This is a genomic window from Bacillus crepusculi (assembly GCF_014764715.1).
In the GTDB taxonomy this organism is placed as follows: domain Bacteria; phylum Bacillota; class Bacilli; order Bacillales; family Bacillaceae; genus Bacillus.
In genome coordinates, this window is the sequence record NZ_JACXXE010000004.1 from 189,705 (window position 1) to 207,776 (window position 18,072).

At 42.9% G+C, this 18,072-nt stretch carries 19 protein-coding genes; 9 read left to right on the forward strand and 10 right to left on the reverse strand.

All coding sequences use genetic code 11. From position 1 onward, the window contains the following. Positions 1-86: 86 nt before the first annotated feature. The 3 genes from IEE86_RS09845 (at position 87) to IEE86_RS09855 (ending at position 2,847) form a co-directional block, all read left to right on the forward strand. Positions 87-515, forward strand: a complete 429-nt coding sequence (locus IEE86_RS09845; RefSeq protein WP_191097061.1) for a NucA/NucB deoxyribonuclease domain-containing protein — start codon at positions 87-89, stop codon at positions 513-515. A gap of 127 nt (positions 516-642) precedes the next feature. Then, positions 643-2,340, forward strand: a complete 1,698-nt coding sequence (locus IEE86_RS09850; protein ID WP_191097062.1) for a methyl-accepting chemotaxis protein — start codon at positions 643-645, stop codon at positions 2,338-2,340. Between the two features lie 120 nt (positions 2,341-2,460). Further along, a complete protein-coding gene (locus IEE86_RS09855; protein ID WP_191097063.1) occupies positions 2,461-2,847 on the forward strand; it encodes a competence protein ComJ in 387 nt (128 codons plus the stop codon). Between the two features lies 1 nt (position 2,848). Here IEE86_RS09855 and IEE86_RS09860 read toward each other — a convergent pair whose 3' ends face one another. Further along, complete coding sequence (locus IEE86_RS09860; RefSeq protein ID WP_191097064.1) at positions 2,849-3,655, reverse strand: AAC(3) family N-acetyltransferase; 807 nt, start codon at positions 3,653-3,655, stop codon at positions 2,849-2,851. A gap of 32 nt (positions 3,656-3,687) precedes the next feature. Then, a complete protein-coding gene (locus IEE86_RS09865; protein ID WP_224740921.1) occupies positions 3,688-4,149 on the reverse strand; it encodes an Lrp/AsnC family transcriptional regulator in 462 nt (153 codons plus the stop codon). 67 nt (positions 4,150-4,216) lie between these two features. On the opposite strand from IEE86_RS09865, the gene IEE86_RS09870 reads away from it, so the two are divergent. Further along, entirely contained in the window at positions 4,217-4,993 is a 777-nt protein-coding gene (locus tag IEE86_RS09870) for an MBL fold metallo-hydrolase (RefSeq protein ID WP_191097065.1), read from the forward strand. A 36-nt stretch (positions 4,994-5,029) separates the two neighbouring features. Here IEE86_RS09870 and IEE86_RS09875 read toward each other — a convergent pair whose 3' ends face one another. Next, on the reverse strand, positions 5,030-5,359 hold the full coding sequence (locus IEE86_RS09875; RefSeq protein WP_191097066.1) for a YckD family protein: 330 nt from the start codon (positions 5,357-5,359) through the stop codon (positions 5,030-5,032). A 182-nt stretch (positions 5,360-5,541) separates the two neighbouring features. Here IEE86_RS09875 and IEE86_RS09880 point away from each other — a divergent pair, with 182 nt between their 5' ends. Further along, the gene (locus IEE86_RS09880; protein WP_191097067.1) at positions 5,542-6,417 is read left to right on the forward strand and encodes a transporter substrate-binding domain-containing protein; all 876 of its coding nucleotides are present in this window, start codon (positions 5,542-5,544) and stop codon (positions 6,415-6,417) included. Between the two features lie 12 nt (positions 6,418-6,429). Next, positions 6,430-7,107, forward strand: a complete 678-nt coding sequence (locus tag IEE86_RS09885) for an amino acid ABC transporter permease (protein WP_191097068.1) — start codon at positions 6,430-6,432, stop codon at positions 7,105-7,107. 185 nt (positions 7,108-7,292) lie between these two features. On the opposite strand, the gene IEE86_RS09890 is transcribed toward IEE86_RS09885, so the two are convergent. From IEE86_RS09890 to IEE86_RS09910, 5 genes are all read right to left on the reverse strand, one after another. Next, positions 7,293-8,591 carry an arsenic transporter gene (locus IEE86_RS09890; RefSeq protein ID WP_318010278.1) on the reverse strand — a complete coding sequence of 433 codons (1,299 nt, stop codon included), beginning with the start codon at positions 8,589-8,591 and terminating at the stop codon, positions 7,293-7,295. Between the two features lie 129 nt (positions 8,592-8,720). Further along, complete coding sequence (locus IEE86_RS09895; protein ID WP_191097069.1) at positions 8,721-9,953, reverse strand: PucR family transcriptional regulator; 1,233 nt, start codon at positions 9,951-9,953, stop codon at positions 8,721-8,723. A 125-nt stretch (positions 9,954-10,078) separates the two neighbouring features. Beyond that, on the reverse strand, positions 10,079-11,626 hold the full coding sequence (pruA, locus tag IEE86_RS09900) for an L-glutamate gamma-semialdehyde dehydrogenase (protein ID WP_191097070.1): 1,548 nt from the start codon (positions 11,624-11,626) through the stop codon (positions 10,079-10,081). Between the two features lie 23 nt (positions 11,627-11,649). Continuing rightward, positions 11,650-12,567, reverse strand: coding sequence for a proline dehydrogenase family protein (locus IEE86_RS09905; protein WP_191097071.1), 918 nt, complete (start codon positions 12,565-12,567; stop codon positions 11,650-11,652). 161 nt (positions 12,568-12,728) lie between these two features. Beyond that, positions 12,729-13,532, reverse strand: a complete 804-nt coding sequence (locus IEE86_RS09910) for a nucleotidyltransferase domain-containing protein (RefSeq protein WP_191097072.1) — start codon at positions 13,530-13,532, stop codon at positions 12,729-12,731. Positions 13,533-13,592: 60 nt separating this feature from the next. Here IEE86_RS09910 and IEE86_RS09915 point away from each other — a divergent pair, with 60 nt between their 5' ends. Continuing rightward, the gene (locus tag IEE86_RS09915; protein ID WP_003213913.1) at positions 13,593-13,907 is read left to right on the forward strand and encodes a hypothetical protein; all 315 of its coding nucleotides are present in this window, start codon (positions 13,593-13,595) and stop codon (positions 13,905-13,907) included. Positions 13,908-13,942: 35 nt separating this feature from the next. On the opposite strand, the gene IEE86_RS09920 is transcribed toward IEE86_RS09915, so the two are convergent. Further along, entirely contained in the window at positions 13,943-14,899 is a 957-nt protein-coding gene (locus tag IEE86_RS09920) for an acetylxylan esterase (RefSeq protein WP_191097073.1), read from the reverse strand. Positions 14,900-15,110: 211 nt separating this feature from the next. Between IEE86_RS09920 and IEE86_RS09925 the strand changes: the two genes are divergently transcribed. Continuing rightward, positions 15,111-15,896 (forward strand): carbon-nitrogen family hydrolase, encoded by a 786-nt coding sequence (locus IEE86_RS09925; RefSeq protein WP_191097074.1) that lies wholly within the window; start codon positions 15,111-15,113, stop codon positions 15,894-15,896. A gap of 244 nt (positions 15,897-16,140) precedes the next feature. Here the strand turns inward: IEE86_RS09925 and IEE86_RS09930 are convergent, their stop codons facing one another. Continuing rightward, complete coding sequence (locus IEE86_RS09930) at positions 16,141-17,058, reverse strand: LysR family transcriptional regulator (RefSeq protein WP_191097156.1); 918 nt, start codon at positions 17,056-17,058, stop codon at positions 16,141-16,143. Between the two features lie 118 nt (positions 17,059-17,176). Between IEE86_RS09930 and IEE86_RS09935 the strand changes: the two genes are divergently transcribed. After that, positions 17,177-17,950 (forward strand): class I SAM-dependent methyltransferase, encoded by a 774-nt coding sequence (locus tag IEE86_RS09935; RefSeq protein ID WP_191097075.1) that lies wholly within the window; start codon positions 17,177-17,179, stop codon positions 17,948-17,950. Positions 17,951-18,072: the final 122 nt, after the last annotated feature.

Sequence of the window (18,072 nt, forward strand, 5' to 3'; positions counted from 1 at the left end):
TTTTTTCAAAACCAGGAGAAATTGGTAAGTAATTCTGCTATACTTCTGTTTACAAAATACGCAAAAAAGAAAGAGAGCTAGCATCTATGAAACTTCTTAAAACCATTCTCTTGCTTTTATTGATTATCATTGGTGTAGCAACAGGCTATATCCAGCTGGAGCAAGGCAAACAAGAGACGACGAATTCAGCTTACGACAAAACCATTCACTTTCCATCAGATCGTTATCCAGAAACAGCCAAGCACATAGAAGAGGCAATTGATGAAGGCCAATCCTCCATTTGTACGATTGATCGTAAAAATAGCGATGAGCAGAGAGAGCGATCACTTCGTGGGGTTCCAACAAAGCGTGGATATGATCGGGACGAATGGCCGATGGCGATGTGTAAAGAAGGAGGCACAGGAGCTTCTGTGAAATATGTAAGACCTTCAGATAACAGAGGGGCAGGCTCATGGGTAAGTCATCAATTATCAGATAATCCTGATGGCACAAGAATCCAATTTATCATTGATTAGTCCCATTCATCTTTTCTACATTAAAAAAAATTCCGCGTAACGGCTTGCAGGTATTTCAAACATTTTTTTCATGCCGATAAACCTTAAGGAGGGATACCCTACCTTATACCTAAAGGAGTCAAAAAGCATGAAGAAAAAGGGAAAACTGAGGCTTGGTGCCAAAATAATGCTGATCTTTTTAAGTGTCCTCATCGTCTTTTCAGCTGTTGTTGGTTATGTAGTGAATCGCGAAATGACAGAGAACATTAAACAGATGGCCACTGAAAAAGCAAAAGGTGATTTAAAACTAGGATACGCCTACCTAAATGAAAAGGTGGCTGGCTCATGGCAGATTAAAGAAGACAAGCTATACAAAGGAGAGACCCAAATCAATGATCATGATACATTGGTTGATCAATTAGCCGATTACACCGGAGACACAATTACGATTTTTCAAGGAAATACCCGTGTCGCCACGAATGTCATGTTAAACGGGAAACGAGCTGTGGGTACAGAGGTCTCACCTGAAGTAAAGGCTACTGTTTTAGATAAAGGAGAAAATTATTACGGAACGGCAAATGTTGCCGGGAAAGACTATCAAACGGCGTATATGCCGATCAAAAATGCTGCAGGCGAAACGATTGGTATTTTTTATACCGGTGCCAATCAGAGCATGATTTCACAAATGCTTCAGTCATTCTATATTCAATTTGTGATTGTCCTGCTGTTAAGTCTTATCCTTTCTGTCGTCATCATTTCTATTTTTACAAAACGGATTCAGACACGCCTCAAGCACATGGCTTCTGCGATTAAAAGTGCAGGCGAAGGAGATTTGACAATCAATGTGACAGATCACGCTGGCGATGAACTTTCTGACCTGGCAGGCCACTTTAATAAGATGCGGGAAAAATTAAATCAAACCATTTTAAATGTCATGAATACATCTGATTTAGTGGCCACCTCCTCTGAGCAGCTATCAGCTAGCGCAGAAGAAACGAGTGCAGCATCAGAAAAAATCACCCACACTATCCAAGAAATTGCACAATCATCAGAAGAACAGTCAGCTCAAATGACAGCAAGTGAACACAAGATGATTCAAATATCCAATGAGCTGACAAACATCACTGAAAATGCGGGACAAATGGCTTCAAGAAGTCAATTTGCACAAGAAATGTCCCAAAAAGGTGTACAGAATATTGGGGAAGTTCATTCACAAATGACGTCTATTGCAAAATCAATTGAAGAGAATGGTACGGCGATTCAAGCATTGGAAACACGTTCAGTCGAAATTGATCATATTTCCAAAGTCATTACAGACATCGCCAATCAAACGAATCTTCTTGCTCTTAATGCAGCAATTGAGGCTGCACGAGCAGGTGAACACGGTAAAGGCTTTGCCGTTGTTGCTGACGAAGTGAGGAAGCTAGCTGAAGAATCTCAAGCATCATCAAACATGATTTCCCATCTCATTTCTGAAATACAAAAAGAGATGACACATTCTACGAGTGCAATCAAACGAGTAAGAGAGGAAGCGGCTCAAGGGACTGTCCTTATCTCTCATACAGAGGAATCCTTTATTGATATTCAGCAGTCAATGAGAGATATGGCAGATGGCATTAAACATTTATCGAGTGCATCACAAAAAATCGCAGCTTATACAAACGATGCGAAACAGTCCTTTGCCTCCATCACAGAAGGCGTTAAACTGACGAGTGAACATTCACAGCAAGTAGCCGGTTTAACAGAGGAACAATTTGCCGCAATGGAAGAAGTAACAGCTTCATCAGAAGCACTTGCCCATTTAGCAGGAGACTTAAAAGAAATGGTTTCACAATTTCACATCTAGACCCCTCAAACAATAGCGCAAGACGGCGACAATCGTCTTGCTGCCTAACATTCTCTTCAAAGTTCATTCTTTCAAGCATTCACATTTCAACGAAAACCTAATAATTAAGGAGCTGTTTATATGAATGACTTAAATCAAACCTATTCCTTATCGATTTCCTATCATCAAATCACCGTATACGCTGGAAGCGATGCACCACCTGTAATTGATTGGACAGATGATGACATTCTTCAGGGATTCGCAACTGGCGATCAGGGTGTTTCTTTTGAAGGGGTCAATAACGGAAAGGCATCTATTATCGTGACATTAAATGAAAATAAGCCGCCAGCATCTGTTGATAGAGTCATAACAGTGCCATTTACACATTCAAGCGATCAAGTTCAAATCACAAGCGTCATGGCACAGGTTCTGTCTTTCCCCATTCCAAGAGGAGACTATCAGCTCACCTGCTATACCTCACAGCAGCCAGATCAAGACGTTTATTATGTAAATTTCCAATCTGTGTAGATCACGACTGATCGTATAGTTCAAGCCACTTTTCCGCATAGTCTACCGATTCTCTTACCGGTAATAAATACGAATTGGCAAGCCCAATTTGACCGCGGTGATGAGTGCCTCCTGATTGCACAAAATCACGACCAATCTGTTCAAATAGCTCTTCTCTCGTGATGATATCTTGGTACTCTTTCCATACCCTCCATCCATTTTCTAAAATAGGAGCTCCTCGTGTCATAAGGTCTTGCTGAGGGATTCTATATTCAGCTAAGTGGAAGGCTGTATGACTCTCGAATGATGTACCAATCAGCAGCACTTGAGCATCAAGATCGTACATTCGCCCAAGTGGCGAATGTTCACCTAAACCATAAGATAACGCATGGTGTTGCAGAATTTCATATTTTCTTTTCCCCCAAGCGGTAAATGAAAAATGAGGATGATTGCTTCTCGTCACGCCTGGGTACTTCCAGAACGTTTCCGCTACCTTTCCCATTGCTGTTGGCGTCGTGTAAGCCGGATCAAATGCAGGCATCGTCTCTTTAATCGATTTCCACCATGAATAAGGGACAGGCGGATCGATCCAATCAGCGGGATCAGAAAGCTCTAATGTTTGCGCCGGCATAACCAGTGTTCCCTCTTCTGTTACGGTTTCCATTAATGCTTGTATGACGGCTACAGCACCTCCATTCACCCAACCGATAGATGATAAAGACGAGTGAACACATAAAATCATGCCTTTTTTCACACCAAGTTGAACCAAGTCTGCTTTGATTCTTTCCTTTGTCATCGGTTCAGCTTGATTTTCGATTAATTTTTGCATCGCTACATTTCCTCCTGAGTCTCTTTCTTCTATTACTGATGAATGAGACGTTTAACCGCAATAGATAATTTATCATTCGCGTAATTTGTCAGCTCCGTTAAAAACTGATCAAGTTCATCATGACTAGCGAAATGTCCTTCAGCCATATAACAGCCCTCTCCACTTATTTTAAATAAATTCTTGATTTCTTCCTTTTGATCAAGAAACGACAGGAGTGGTTCGTGATGACTACGGGTATAGAGCTGCATAAATGTTTGGATGGTCTTCTGTGTCCGCCAGTCAATCGAAATGGTGTATGCTTCAATTACACCCTCTTCTTCTAGCTTTAACACACGATTTGCAACAGCTTGCCCGGTTAAATGAACTTTTTTGCCTAATGCTTTCATGGTTAACCGACTATTCTTTGAGAGTTCTTTTAAAATGTCCATATCTGTTTGGTCTAGCATTGGCTCATCTCTTTCAAAAATCAAGTCCTTTCGCCGAAAGACTTTCATCATCCTCTGTCACTTGGAGCTCTTTTAATATACTGTAAACTTAATCAGAAAAAAAGGAGGCCTTTTTATGAAAATCACACTCATTCGCAATGCTACTTTATACCTTCACTATGGTCCGTCCACTTTCTTAATCGATCCCTTTTTAGCACCCAAAGGAACATATCCACCGTTCCCTCATACAGCCAATCAACATCTGAACAACCCCATTGTGGATCTGCCTGTAAACATTGATTTAGACAAGATGTTACAGCCGAATGCTGTCTTACTCACTCATTTACACGTGGATCACTTTGACGATGAGGCGAAAAGAACATTAGCTCAAGATCAACCCATTTATACTCAATCGGAGAAGGACCAAAAAGAAGTCAAAGACGCCGGCTTCCAGTATGTCACATGTCTTGAAGATGAAATGGATATTGGCGGTGTTCATATAAAACGTACAGGTGGACAGCATGGGACAGGAGAAACTGCAAAACGGATGGGACAGGTCAGCGGTTTTGTTTTCTCTCATCCTAATGAACCCACCCTTTATATTGCGGGCGATACCATTTGGTGTGATGAGCCCAAAGAGGTTGTCAATACATGTCAGCCAGATGTCATTGTGGTTAATAGTGGGGCTGCGCAATTTTTAGAGGGCGATCCGATTACAATGACCAAGGAAGAGGTGTTAGACATTTATCGTTCTCATCCAAATGCTCAAATTGTCGCTTGTCATCTTGAAGCTGTGAATCATTGCTTGTTAACACGAGCAGCTTTAGAGGCTTACATTCAAGAGCAACATGCAGATCAAGCCATTTTTGTCCCTCAAGATGGTGAAAGTCTAACCTTCTCAAAAGCGCAATAAGCAAGAAAAACCGGCACCTCTCTGCCGGTTTCATCATTATGGTCGATGGTGCTGTGGCTTTTTCAGTAATGGAACAAATCCATTATTTTTTAAGTGTTCGTAATGCTCATCCATTCGTTTCGTGATGTGTGTGCCTTGTTCCTTTGTTAACACACCATACTGTACATATTTTTTAATGACTTCTTTTCGTTTAGAAAGAATTTGTTGCTCAAGCACTTCGATTTGTTTTTGTTGTTCTGTCGATAATTTTACTTGATGCGTCACTGGACGCTTTTCCATTTGTGGTGTTTCTCCATGAGCCGTTTCCATATAGAAACCAAATAACAGCATCATCGTTAATATGATCACGCCACTTAATTTTTTCATCAATAATGCTCCCTCCTTTATTCGCATTTATTTTGCACACGCTTTCCTTTTTTATACATTCTTTCACAGCACCAAATTGCACATAATATTCTTACTTTTTCGCTTTTCGTCTGAAAACGTTGTCCTAACTGAAAAAGCATGCTATGTTTTGTTTTGTATAAAAAATAGAGGAGGATTCTTAAATGAGTCATTTTTATCATAGAAAATCTATATGGGTGATGCTTGTTGTGTCTGCTTTTATGCTTGTCCTGTCTGCTTGCAGTCAATCAGGCTCATCTCAGTCTGGAAAAGAATCAAAGTGGGATCAGATTCAAAAGAAAGGAAAAATCGTGGTTGCAACTTCAGGCACCCTTTATCCAACGTCTTATCATGATACCTCTAACGGTAAAGATCAATTGACTGGCTATGAAGTGGAAGTTGTGAAAGAAGCATTTAAACGCCTTGACGTGAAAGTAGAATTTAAAGAAATGGGCTATGATGGGATGCTGAGTGCCATTAATTCTGGTCAAGTGGATGCCGCTGCAAACGATATTGACATCACAGATGACCGAAAGGATAAGTTCGCCTTTTCAACTCCTTATAAATATTCCTATGGAACGGCTATCGTACGGAAAGATGATTTGTCTGGTATTAAAACCTTAAAGGATTTAAAAGGCAAAAAAGCAGCAGGTGCTGCAACGACGATTTACATGGATGTCGCCCGTAAGTACGGTGCAAAGGAAGTCATTTACGATAATGCGACAAATGAGCAATACTTAAAGGATGTCGCAAACGGTCGTACAGATGTCATTCTAAATGATTATTACTTACAGACACTCGCTCTTGCTGCATTCCCTAAGTTAAATATTACGATTCACCCTGACCTGAAATACATGCCGAATGAACAGGGCTTTGTGATGAAGAAAGACAACACAGAGCTTCAAAAAGAATTAAATCGTGTATTAAAAGACATGAAAAAAGACGGAACCATGAAAAAGATTTCCGAGAAGTTCTTTAATCATGCAGACGTCTCAAAGAAAATTGATGCTGATGTCGAAGATGTCGACATTTCCAAATAAGGAGCCGCAATCGTGGGAGATATTCATTTAGAATATATATTTAATCCTGCACTGGCAAAGGCGTCGTTTCCGTTTGTCATGAAAGGCATTTGGCTGACGCTGCTCATATCCTTTGTGAGCATGTTTTTTGGCACGATTCTTGGCTTTTTTATTGCCCTTGCCAGAATGGCGAATACGTGGTTGCTTTGGCTACCTGCACGGCTATATATTTCATTCATGCGAGGCGTTCCCATTCTGGTGATTTTGTTTATCCTTTATTTTGGATTTCCTTATATCGGCATTGAGTTTACAGCTGTCACTGCTGCCATAATTGGGTTCACCTTCAATAGTGCTGCCTATATTGCAGAAATCAACCGGGCTGCTCTCTCTTCTGTTCCCGGTGGTCAGGTGGAAGCCGCTAAATCGCTAGGTCTCAGCTATTGGCAAACGATGCGTGGCGTGATTTTGCCTCAATCCGTTCGCATTGCACTGCCGCCATTGACCAATGTCATGCTCGACTTGATCAAAGCCTCCTCACTGGCAGCGATGATTACAGTGCCAGAGCTCTTCCAGCAAGCAAAAATTGTGGGGGGACGAGAATTCGATTACATGACGATGTATATTTTGGTCGCACTCATTTACTGGGGCATTTGCAGTGTGGTCTCATTGCTGCAAGACTTTTTAGAAAAACGTTATGCGAAATATCTGTAACAAAAAAGAGCAGACCGAATGGATCTGCTCTCAGATTGTTGACAAAGGGCTAAAATGATTTTGATTTTAGCCCTTTGTCATCTTTTCAGCGTGATAGAAAACCTTTGAAGTCTAGAAGGGCAAGCACCGGAGCGCCCGTGACAAAGAATGCAAGGGTTTACTTACACACTGACAGCACCCTCTCTTTAATGTATCAGCCATAACCACACATATAACCCCAATAAAGTGAGGATCAATGTTGGAATGGTCAGAATGATGCCCGCCTTCATATAGGCGCCCCAAGAGATATGAACGCCTTTTTTCTTCAAGACATGAAGCCAGAGCAATGTCGCCAATGAGCCGATTGGGGTCATTTTTGGACCAAGGTTGGAGCCGATGACATTGGCATAAATCAGCCCGTCTCTCATCACCCCTATAGTATCTGTATGACCAATGGCAATCGCATCAATTAAAACGGTGGGCAGATTGTTCATGACAGAGGACAGCACTGCGGCAAGCACGCCCATAAACATCGTTCCCGCAAGCAAGCCATGCGATGCCCCTTTTTCAATCCATGCCGCCAATATTTCTGTGAGACCGACATTCTTCAGTCCATATACGACGACATACATGCCGATCGAGAAAAACACAATGGACCACGGTGCTTCTTTGATCACTCGCTTTGTCGCCACTTGCGGACTTCTTCTCGCTAGCCACAAGAAGGCAAGGGCAATGCCGCCTACAATAATGGACACCGGGACCCCAATGAGTTCCCCCGCAAAATAACCAACAAGCAGACAGCCGAGCACATACCAAGACATGCGGAACATGCGGATATCTCGAATGGCTGTCGCAGGTTCCTTCGCCTGTGACAGATCGTACGTTTTGGGGATAAGCTTTCGGTAAAACACATAAAGAACTAGCATGCTTGCTCCAAGCGACACAAGGTTCGGCACAAACATGTTCGCTGTATATTCTAGAAAACCTATATGAAAATAGTCAGCTGATACGATATTGACCAGGTTACTAATGACAAATGGCAAAGAGGTTGTATCTGCAATAAAGCCGCTTGCCATCACAAAAGGCAGCACCATGCGCTCATCCATCTTTAACGCTCTTACCACAGATAAGACGATCGGCGTTAAAATGAGGGCCGCTCCATCGTTAGCAAAAAAAGCTGCCACCACAGCGCCGAGCAATGTTAAATAAATAAACATGCGGACGCCATTTCCTCTTGCGGCTTTTGCCATGTGCAGTGCAGCCCATTCAAAAAACCCGATCTCATCTAAAATTAACGAAATGATGATAATGCCAATAAAGGCAAAGGTGGCGTTCCAGACAATTTGTGTGACCTCCCACACATCGCCTAAATGAACAACACCAGAGGCAAGAGCTAGAATGGCTCCCCCGCATGCTGACCATCCAATGGTTAAACGTCCTGGCTGCCAAATGACAAGGACGAGGGTCATGATGAAAATCAAAATGGCCAAGGTGACTGATCCCAAAGGTGGCCCCCCTTTCACTTTTCTCATAAAATCTTTATCTATCATACAACGAAACGCAGCAGTTGTATGCCACTTTCGCATCTCACATGAAAACCCGCAGGTGATCCCTTGCACCTGCGGATTCTATGACTATTGATCTTTTTTCATCAGCATCAATTCAATAAATAACTCACATCTTTGGCTAAAATGACTCAAATCAATTGAGGTCATATCAAGAATTTGTTTCATTCGATAGTTTAATGTATTTTGATGAATAAACAACTGCTCCGCAGCTGGCTTGAGCTTGCAATTATTTAATAAGTATACCTCAAGGGTTTTTAAAAAAGAGGTTTGGCTGTCTCGGTCTTTTTCCTTCAAACGTAACAAATCTGGATTGAAGTCATTTTTCTTTTTTTGATGGCTGTAAATTGAATCTAAGAAACGGAAGACCCCCAGATTCTCGTAGTCATATGGAATTAATTCTTGTCCCCCGACAATTTTTACTGCCTTCACGACCTCTATCGCTTCAAATCGACTGGTACTCATTTTCATGACATCCCGATACTCTCTTCCCATCCCAATATACAAAGGGGATGGGTGTGAATGCGTTTTCGATTGCAGATGTGCAATGACATCAGCGGCAGTCGCTTTCGGTGAATGCCGGTCTGACAAACTGCCTAGTATGACAACAATGTCTGCTTGAACCGAATAGACGTGATTCACCTTATCTTCTAGCTGCAAATACGTTCTAATGACATCCTTCACATCTTCTGCCGTCTCGCTTTTGTTATCGGCAGCGTGTACGACCATGACGGTAAATACGGCTGGCAGTGGAATGCTTAAGTTCTCGGCCTCCCATTTCAGCTCTTCTTCTGTATAAAAATGATCATCCATGACCTTTTTGAAAAATTCTTCAATCTTGCCTTCCTTTTTCTCCAGCTGTTTCTTATTTTTATAAATGACTTTTCCAACCTGAAAGGAAGCCTCGTGCAAAAATTGCAGCTCCTTCTGAGAGAGGGAGTCCTCAATGTCCTGCACCCAAATAAAGCCCACAACCTCTTGTTTATGCTTTGCACTCACAGCTACCCGCCGATTAAAACCGAGCTCATCGTGACCGCTCACATAAAAAGGCTTTGATTCCGCAAGAAGCCTTTCGATGACCCCTGTTTTCTTTAACCAATCGACCACAGACCCCGGACATTCCTTTGAGAAAATCGTTTGCTGATTAACTGGATCGAACTGCTGAATGCTGTAAGAATTATAAGCAAGGAGCTGACACTCTGTGCTTTCTAAAATGACTGGTTTTTTTAAATACCCACTAATAAATGCAATTAATTTATCGACATCAAAAAATGTATGAAGCTTTTCTAATATCTCTTCCATCCCGATTGCTCCCTGATTAAGTGATACATTTATCATACTTCTTTCCAGTCAGATTTGTATAGAAACAAGTCGCAGACAAGCAAAAAAAGCATGAACCCGCCCAAACAGGTTCATGCTTTTCCATATTAAAACATTTCACTAATTGTTTTGGCCTGCATGTGTAGAGCTAGGTAATCTGGACCGCCTGCTTTTGAATCGGTTCCTGACATTTTGAACCCGCCAAATGGATGATATCCCACGATGGCTCCTGTGCAGTTACGGTTAAAGTAGAGGTTCCCTACATGGAACTCCTGCTTCGCACGGTTGATGTGATCACGATTATTTGTAATAACCGCACCGGTTAAACCGTATTCCGTATTGTTGGCTACTTCAAGTGCCTCATCAAAGCTAGAGACTTTTGAGAAGGCCAAGACCGGTCCGAAAATTTCTTCTTGCATCAAGCGAGATGTTGGCTCAAGATCTGCGAAAATGGTTGGATGGATGAAGTATCCTTCCGAATCATCACTCGTTCCGCCAGTGACTAAGCGACCTTCCTGTTTTCCAACCTCGATATAATCCGTGATCTTGTCAAAGGACGCTTGATCAATGACAGGTCCCATGTAGACATCCGCAGAAAGAGGGTTCGCTGTTGTTTTCGTTTCTGTGATTTCCTTCACTCGCTCGATCACTTGATCATACAGCTTCTCGTGAACGACAGCGCGAGATCCAGCCGAGCATTTCTGACCTGAAAAACCGAAGGCTGATGTAAAAATGGCGTTAGCCGCTAATTCAACATCTGCATCCTCATCTACAACCACTGTATCCTTACCGCCCATTTCAGCAATGACACGCTTTAAATGCTGCTGACCTGGCTGTACTTTTGCCGCGCGTTCAAAGATACGTGTCCCTACCTCTCTTGAGCCAGTGAATGTAATCAGGCTTGTTTTCGGGTGATCTACTAAGTAATCTCCGACCTCTGCTCCGCTTCCTGGTACAAAGTTGACCACACCCTTTGGAAGACCTGCTTGCTCAAGCTCTTCCACAAAACGTGCCGCAATCACAGGCGTTGCGCTTGCTGGTTTTAAGACAACCGTATTCCCTGTGACGATTGGCGCTACTGTTGTTCCTGCCATGATCGCAAACAAGAAGTTCCACGGCGGAATGACGAGCGTCACGCCAGTTGGTGTATACACGTATTGATTGCGTTCCCCCTCGCGGCTGTTCACTGGTTTGCCTTTCGAAAGCTCCAGCATTTGACGAGCATAATATTCAAGGAAATCGATTGCTTCAGCTGTATCTGCATCCGCTTCATTCCAAGGCTTACCTGCTTCTTTGACAAGAAGGGCTGAATACTCATGCTTTTTACGGCGAATGCTTGCCGCAGCGCGGAATAATACGCTGGCTCTTTCTTCTGGAGACGTGTAGCGCCATGTTTCAAACGCTTTTGCCGCAGCTTGAACCGCTTGTTCTGCCTCTTCTTTCCCAGCCTTTGATACGGTTCCAACGACTTCATCCTTTTTCGCCGGGTTGATCGAGACAATCTGGTCTGTTGTTTCGATTCTTTCTCCATTAATCACGAGCGGATAGGTTTGACCAAGTGATTCTGTTACCTTTGCTAATGCTTGTTCAAACGCTTTGCGGTTTTCTTCCTGGCTAAAATCCGTGAATGGTTCATGCTTGTAAGGTGTTGTCATCTTTGTCACGCTCCCGTTTCAAATTATTTTCTCGTCATTCCTTTTAAAGCAAAGGCAATGTTTGCTGGCCGTTCGGCAAGGCGTCTCATGTAATAGCCATACCACTCTCGTCCATACGGCGTATAGACCCTCATTTGATAGCCTTCTTTCACAAGTGCCTGCTGCGTTTCTGATCTCATGCCATACAGCATTTGAAATTCAAACTGACTTGTCTGTATATTGTGTTTTTTCACAATATTTTTTGTAAACTCGATCATTCGATCGTCATGTGTCGCAATGGCTGTATAGTTCCCTGTGAGTAATTGCTTTTCGATCAGCTTCTGATAATTCTGATCGACGTCTTTTTTGTTTGGATACGCCACTTCAGCGGATTCCTTATAAGCACCCTTTACAAGTCTTAAAAATGGCTGAAGCTCATTTAGGTCATCAAGATCCTTTTCTGTTCTGTACAAATACGCCTGCAAGACCGTACTGACATACTCATATTGAGATTTCATCTCTTTAAAAATGTCCAGCGTTTTTTGACAGCGCTGTTCATCCTCCATATCAATTGTCACCATGATACGGTGTTTCTCTGCCGTATCTAAAATCCTTTTCATATTGCGATACACAAGGTCATCGTCAATATCAAGGCCAAGTGATGTCATTTTGAGTGACACGTGGGAATTGAGTCCCGCCTCAGCAATCCGCTGAATGGTTTGAACACACTCTTTCGTCCGCTCATTTGCAATCTCTGCCTTTGTGACAAACTCACCAAGGTGATCGACTGTCACGGCCATTCCTTGATCATTTAATCGTTTAATGACAGGGATAGCGCTCTCAAAATCCTTCCCTCCGATGATTTTCTTAGATGCAACAGCACTTCCCCAATTACGAGCAATATGGTTCAAGAGACTGCTCTTTGACAAAAACAAGAAGAAATTTCTTGTGACCGACTCCATAAAGGGCACCTCCCACTCTTTGTAAGCTATGTCTTTATTGTAAGGCTCATGAGCTGTCCGCTACAATATTTGAAGATGACAAAAATTCTGACTTTTTTTGTGGTTTTATCACAATAAGAGCTAAAAAAGAGCCTGCCTCTATCCGGCTGGCTCTTCCCTGCTTACGCCCACACCTCATCAAGGGTAGACTGTAGTAACTTATTTAATTCTTCAGTGAGATTATCTTTCGGCTGATTGTAGCTTTTCACCAATTCATGAAAACGCGTGAGCTCTTTATCGATAAATGGATGGACGAAGGCAAGACGATTCTCTACATCCATTTCTTCACCGTCCATTTTGCGTTTGAGCAGCTCATGAATTTCAGCTAAAAGTGGTCCATCCTCCACAAGCTCCTTCACCAGTTCATGGAAGTCCATAGGCGGAACCGTCCGGTAGCGTTCAATCCACTGACAGGCAAGTAGCGGACGAAGCACATAGAAGTACTTCTTGATTCGTACCTGCTCTCCTCGTAAATACCCGCTTTCATTCCGCTTCGCCATATTGAGGTAATGATACATTAAGGCTGCTGGATAAAATGCCCGGTCCTTTAATTCTCTCAGCTGCTTGGCTAAAGAGAAGGACTCGGCATAGATGATGTCAGAAGACAGCCATTCCATAATGGACGGATTCGATTTATTGAATAAACGCAGCGCCTTTCTAAGCTCCCAGCCGCTCATATCAAGCTCGTCATCAATTGGCCGTTCAATCACATCCCGATGCTCTTCCATTGCCCAATACCATTCCTTCCGAGGAACGTATATAAAACGAACATCATAATCACTGTCAGTTGAAGGAAATCCCCACGCCCTACTGCCCGATTCAACGGCGAGGCAAACCTTGACGTCATATGTTTCTTCGATGATTTTCAGCTCTTTCTTGATTCTCTCTCTCAAGCGTCCATCAACTCTTTCTATAGAATTCTGCATGACTTCTTCACGTTTTGGGAAAATACGAATAAGACATATATGAAAAAGGAGTTGGATCTGATGTCTATATCTCGCATCATGAAATGGATCACCGGAATTTTTGAAGCCTGCCTGGCCATCCCTGTGATTGGAGGACTATTTGTTATCAGCAATGGCTATACGCCTCTCATGGTCATGCTTATTCTGCATATTATCACACTCGTCTTATCGAAGCGAGACCAAGGACCAATGATTGGAAGTATCATCGGAATTGTCACATCCTGCCTCGCCTGGATTCCGATTCTTGGATTCATCCTTCATATCATCACAGCCCTTGCCCTTATTATCACAGCGTTAGTGCCTGATGAAAAAACGAGACAGAATACGAGTTATTAACAAAGAGGCCCTCCTAGAGCGGCCTCTTTGTTCTTTTATTTGAGCAAATGCTTTTGTAGGAAGGATAACTTCTCTGTTTGAAAAGCCGGGATAAACTCGTGTCCAAAATAGCGATATACCTTAAGGTCTTTATCTGCTTCTAAATGGTTGTAAGCTGCAAACACAGTAGATGGCGGGGTTATTTTGTCAATCAGACCGATTGCCATCAATGTTGGCTGTTTCACCCATCCAGCTAAATTGATTAAATCAAAATAGCTTAATGTCTCAAATGCCTTTTTCTCCACTTCCGGATCACTGTTTCTTCGGAAGTATGAATTGATTTCTAAATAAGGCTGCTCCAATGCAACGTCCACTGCACGCTCGAAGTTTGATAAATAAGGGTAATCTGCCACGACGACCTTCGGAATGTCTGAAAGGGCTGCAGCTGCAACCGCTAATGCGCCTCCCTGGCTCCCACCAATCACGCCGATTCGGTGTTCATCCACTTCTGGGAAGGACTGAATGACTTCGAGTGCACGAACCGCATCTAAATAAACACCACGATAATAGTAGGTCTCCTTTGATAAAATACCTTTTGTCATCCACCCTAAAGCGTGACCGCCTGGTGTCACTGCCTGATCTTCACTGCCGCCTTGACCGCGGACAAGCATACCAAATGTCGCATAGCCGTGCAGCGCCCAGTTGACGATATCATGAATGCCGCCGTCATAGCTGGCATTATAGCCATGAAAACGAACGAGCGCTGGATGCGGACTTGATTGATCTGGTACCGCGTACCAGCCTTCAATACGAGAATGATCAAAGCTTTGATACGTCAGGCGGTACACCTTGACGCCTTTCACTGGATAGTCATACGGTTCAAGTGTTGGCTTCGCCTCCACTTGGCGCAGTTCTTCGAGCGATTTCTTCCAAAAGTCTGAGAAATCAGGACGTGCAGTTTTCTTTGGTTTATATTTTTTTAGCTCTTCTAGTGATAAATCGAACAATTGCATATCATACTATTCCCCTTTGCTTTATTAGTTATAGGTATCATACCACTCATTTCTTGATTGAGAAAGTCATTTAACAAAACCTTCTGACATTTCTATTGGCAAAGGTGATGGAAACCTTTATGATAAAGAAACTGGCCTTGAAGACTAGAATAAACCATTACATACATTCATGATTTTCACATGACATATAGCCAATAAAGGAGGAACCCATATGAAAATCGCCCTCGTCCAAATGGACGTACAAATTGGAGAACCTGAAGTGAATTTTAAAAAAGCAGAAGTGTTTTTAGAAGAAGCGGTTCGCGAGCAGCCTGATCTGATCATTTTACCCGAAATGTGGAATACCGGCTACGCCCTTGAACAAGCCGATCAGCTTGCGGATATAAACGGTGAACGCACAAAACAGCTCTTCTCCTCCTTTGCCCGCAAGCACCAAGTGTATCTCATTGCAGGCAGTGTGTTAAATAAGCGGACAGAAGATGAAAACATCACCAACACAATGTATGCTTTTAACCGCCAAGGTAAGCTTCTGTTAGATTATGATAAAATTCATTTATTCCGATTAATGGATGAGCACAACTATTTAACCGCTGGTGATCAGCTTGGTTTATTTGACTATAGTGAAGATGTAACGATTGGTGCGATGATCTGCTATGACCTCCGCTTCCCGCAGCTTTCCAGAACACTTGTGAACAAAGGAGCGAAGGTGCTCGTCAATACGGCACAATGGCCGTCAGCAAGAGTGGACCATTGGCGTAGCCTGCTCATCGCAAGAGCGATTGAGAACCAGTCATTTATGATTGCTGTCAACCGGACGGGCACAAGTCGTGACACTGAATTCCCCGGACACTCCATGGTAATTGACCCACTCGGCCGTATCCTGCTTGAAGCAGGCCATGAAGAAAACATTTATTATACAGAAATTGATCTTCAGCTAGTGGATGAAGTGAGACAGCAGATTCCTGTGATGACGGATCAGCGTCTGGACATCTATTAAGAAAGCAGGATACTCCCCTGCTTTCAGCGTGTAGACAAACCCTCGCATTCTTTGTCAGTCCTGCGTTCCGGTGCTCACGAATGTCCAATTCGCTCCGCTTCGGTACTCGTCCTTCCTAGACTTCAAGGGCTTTCTATCACGCTGAAAAGAAGACAAAGGGCTAAAATAAAGGTCATTTTAGCCCTTTGTCAACAATCTGAAAGCAGGGTACCCCCCTGCTTTTTGCATTTAAATAAACGTTTGTTTAAGCTTTCCCTTGATTCTGGTAAAGGTCCATTAGCGCTTGAGCGGCTTTCGTTAAATACCTTTCTTCCACATAGGCAAACACAAGTGTGCGGGTTGAGCGGGAATCAATTCGTAAGTAAGTCACTTGGTTCCTTTCTTCTTTCGCCACCATTTTCGGCACAACCGTCACACCTAATTCGTTTTTGACCAATGCTTGAGCGGTTTGAATATGACTTGTTTGAAATAGAACCCTTGGCTGGAATCCATGACGATGGCATAGCTCCATGACCACTTGGCGAAAGCCGTACCCCTCTTTTAACATAATGAATGGAACGCCTTCAAGAAGCTGAAATGGAATGGTTTCACTGCCGATTCCCTTCTGATTAGCTTGATTGATGATTTCATTCAATTCCTTCGGTAACCAAGGTTGCGCGGTTTGCGGGACGGCGAGAAGAAGCGGTTCTGTCAGCATTTGTTTCGTTTTCAATTGTTCATGCTCAACAGGTAAAGATAGGATCGCTATATCCAGTTCCCCAGCCAATAAAAGTCTTTCTAGCTCACGAGGTGATTCCTCTATCAGATGAACGTGGACATGGGGGTACGTTTTACAGAAGGTTTTTAATAAAGCCGGCAGGACATATCCCCCTGTGACTGCTGGCGCCCCGACCTTCAGTTCTTTTCCTACCTCATGCGCAGCTTCATCCATCTCACGCAGTAAATCATCATGTTCCTTCAAAATGTTCTCTGCTCTTTTGATCAATCGACTTCCTTGAGGTGTAGGGCTCACTTGTCCATATGCCCGAATAAACAAGGGCGTGTCTAATTCCTCTTCCAGTTTTTTAATTTGTTGACTTAAAGAAGGCTGGGCAATATGAAGTTTCTCCGCCGCTTTCGTGAAACTTTGCTGCCGATACACTTCAATGACATATTGCATCATTCGTATATCCACTTTTATCACCTCATAGGTTTTAACTATTCATATCATATCTTTTATGTCTTAGACAAATAACGGGAAGAACTCTACGATCAAGAGACAACAAAAAGGGGGAAAAGGAATGAATCCATATTCTAAAGCGGAAAAACAATTCTCACAAAATGCAGAGAACTATCGAGATTCACCCATATTTGCAGCAGGAGACGATTTAGAATTAATGAAAGTGACAGCAAATGCGAAGGGGCATGAGCATTTACTTGATATCGGCTGCGGAGCAGGACATACTATTTTTTCCTTTTCAGACGTGATCTCAAAAGGGATTGGCATTGATGTTACGTACAAAATGATCGAGGTTGCAACAGCACTTGCGAAAGAACGCCATATGGACCACATAACGTTTCAGCAAGCAGGCGCAGAAGCATTACCTTTCTCTGATGAATCTTTTGAGTTGGTCACATGCCGATTTGCTGCTCACCACTTCCCGGATCTCCCAGCAGCGATGGCTGAAATCAGCCGTGTTTTAAAAAAGGGCGGCAAATTCCTGCTCGTCGATCATTATGCACCTGAAAATCGTGCACAGGATGCATTTATCAACCACTTAAATAGACTGAGAGATCCTTCTCATATTCGTGAAAGTTCATTATCAGAATGGAAAGAGCTGTTCGCTGTCAATCATCTCACTAAAGAAGATATTCACTACTGGGACCTACAGATTGATTATCAGGACTGGATCATGCGTGGACGCACACCAGAGGATGTTCAAAAAGACATCATTGCCCATCTTCAAGCAGCTGACCCTGAAACGAAACAGTTGTTTCAGCTTCAATTTGATGCAAATAAACAGCCAGCATCCTTCTGTTTAAAAGCCGCACTGATTCAGGGAATCAAACATTGATGCTATAGAAAAAGTCCAGCGTGTAGACAAACCCTCGCATTCTTTGTCAGTCCTGCGTTCCGGTGCTCACGAATGTCCAATTCGCTCCGCTCCGGTACTCGTCCTTCCTAGACTTCAAGGGC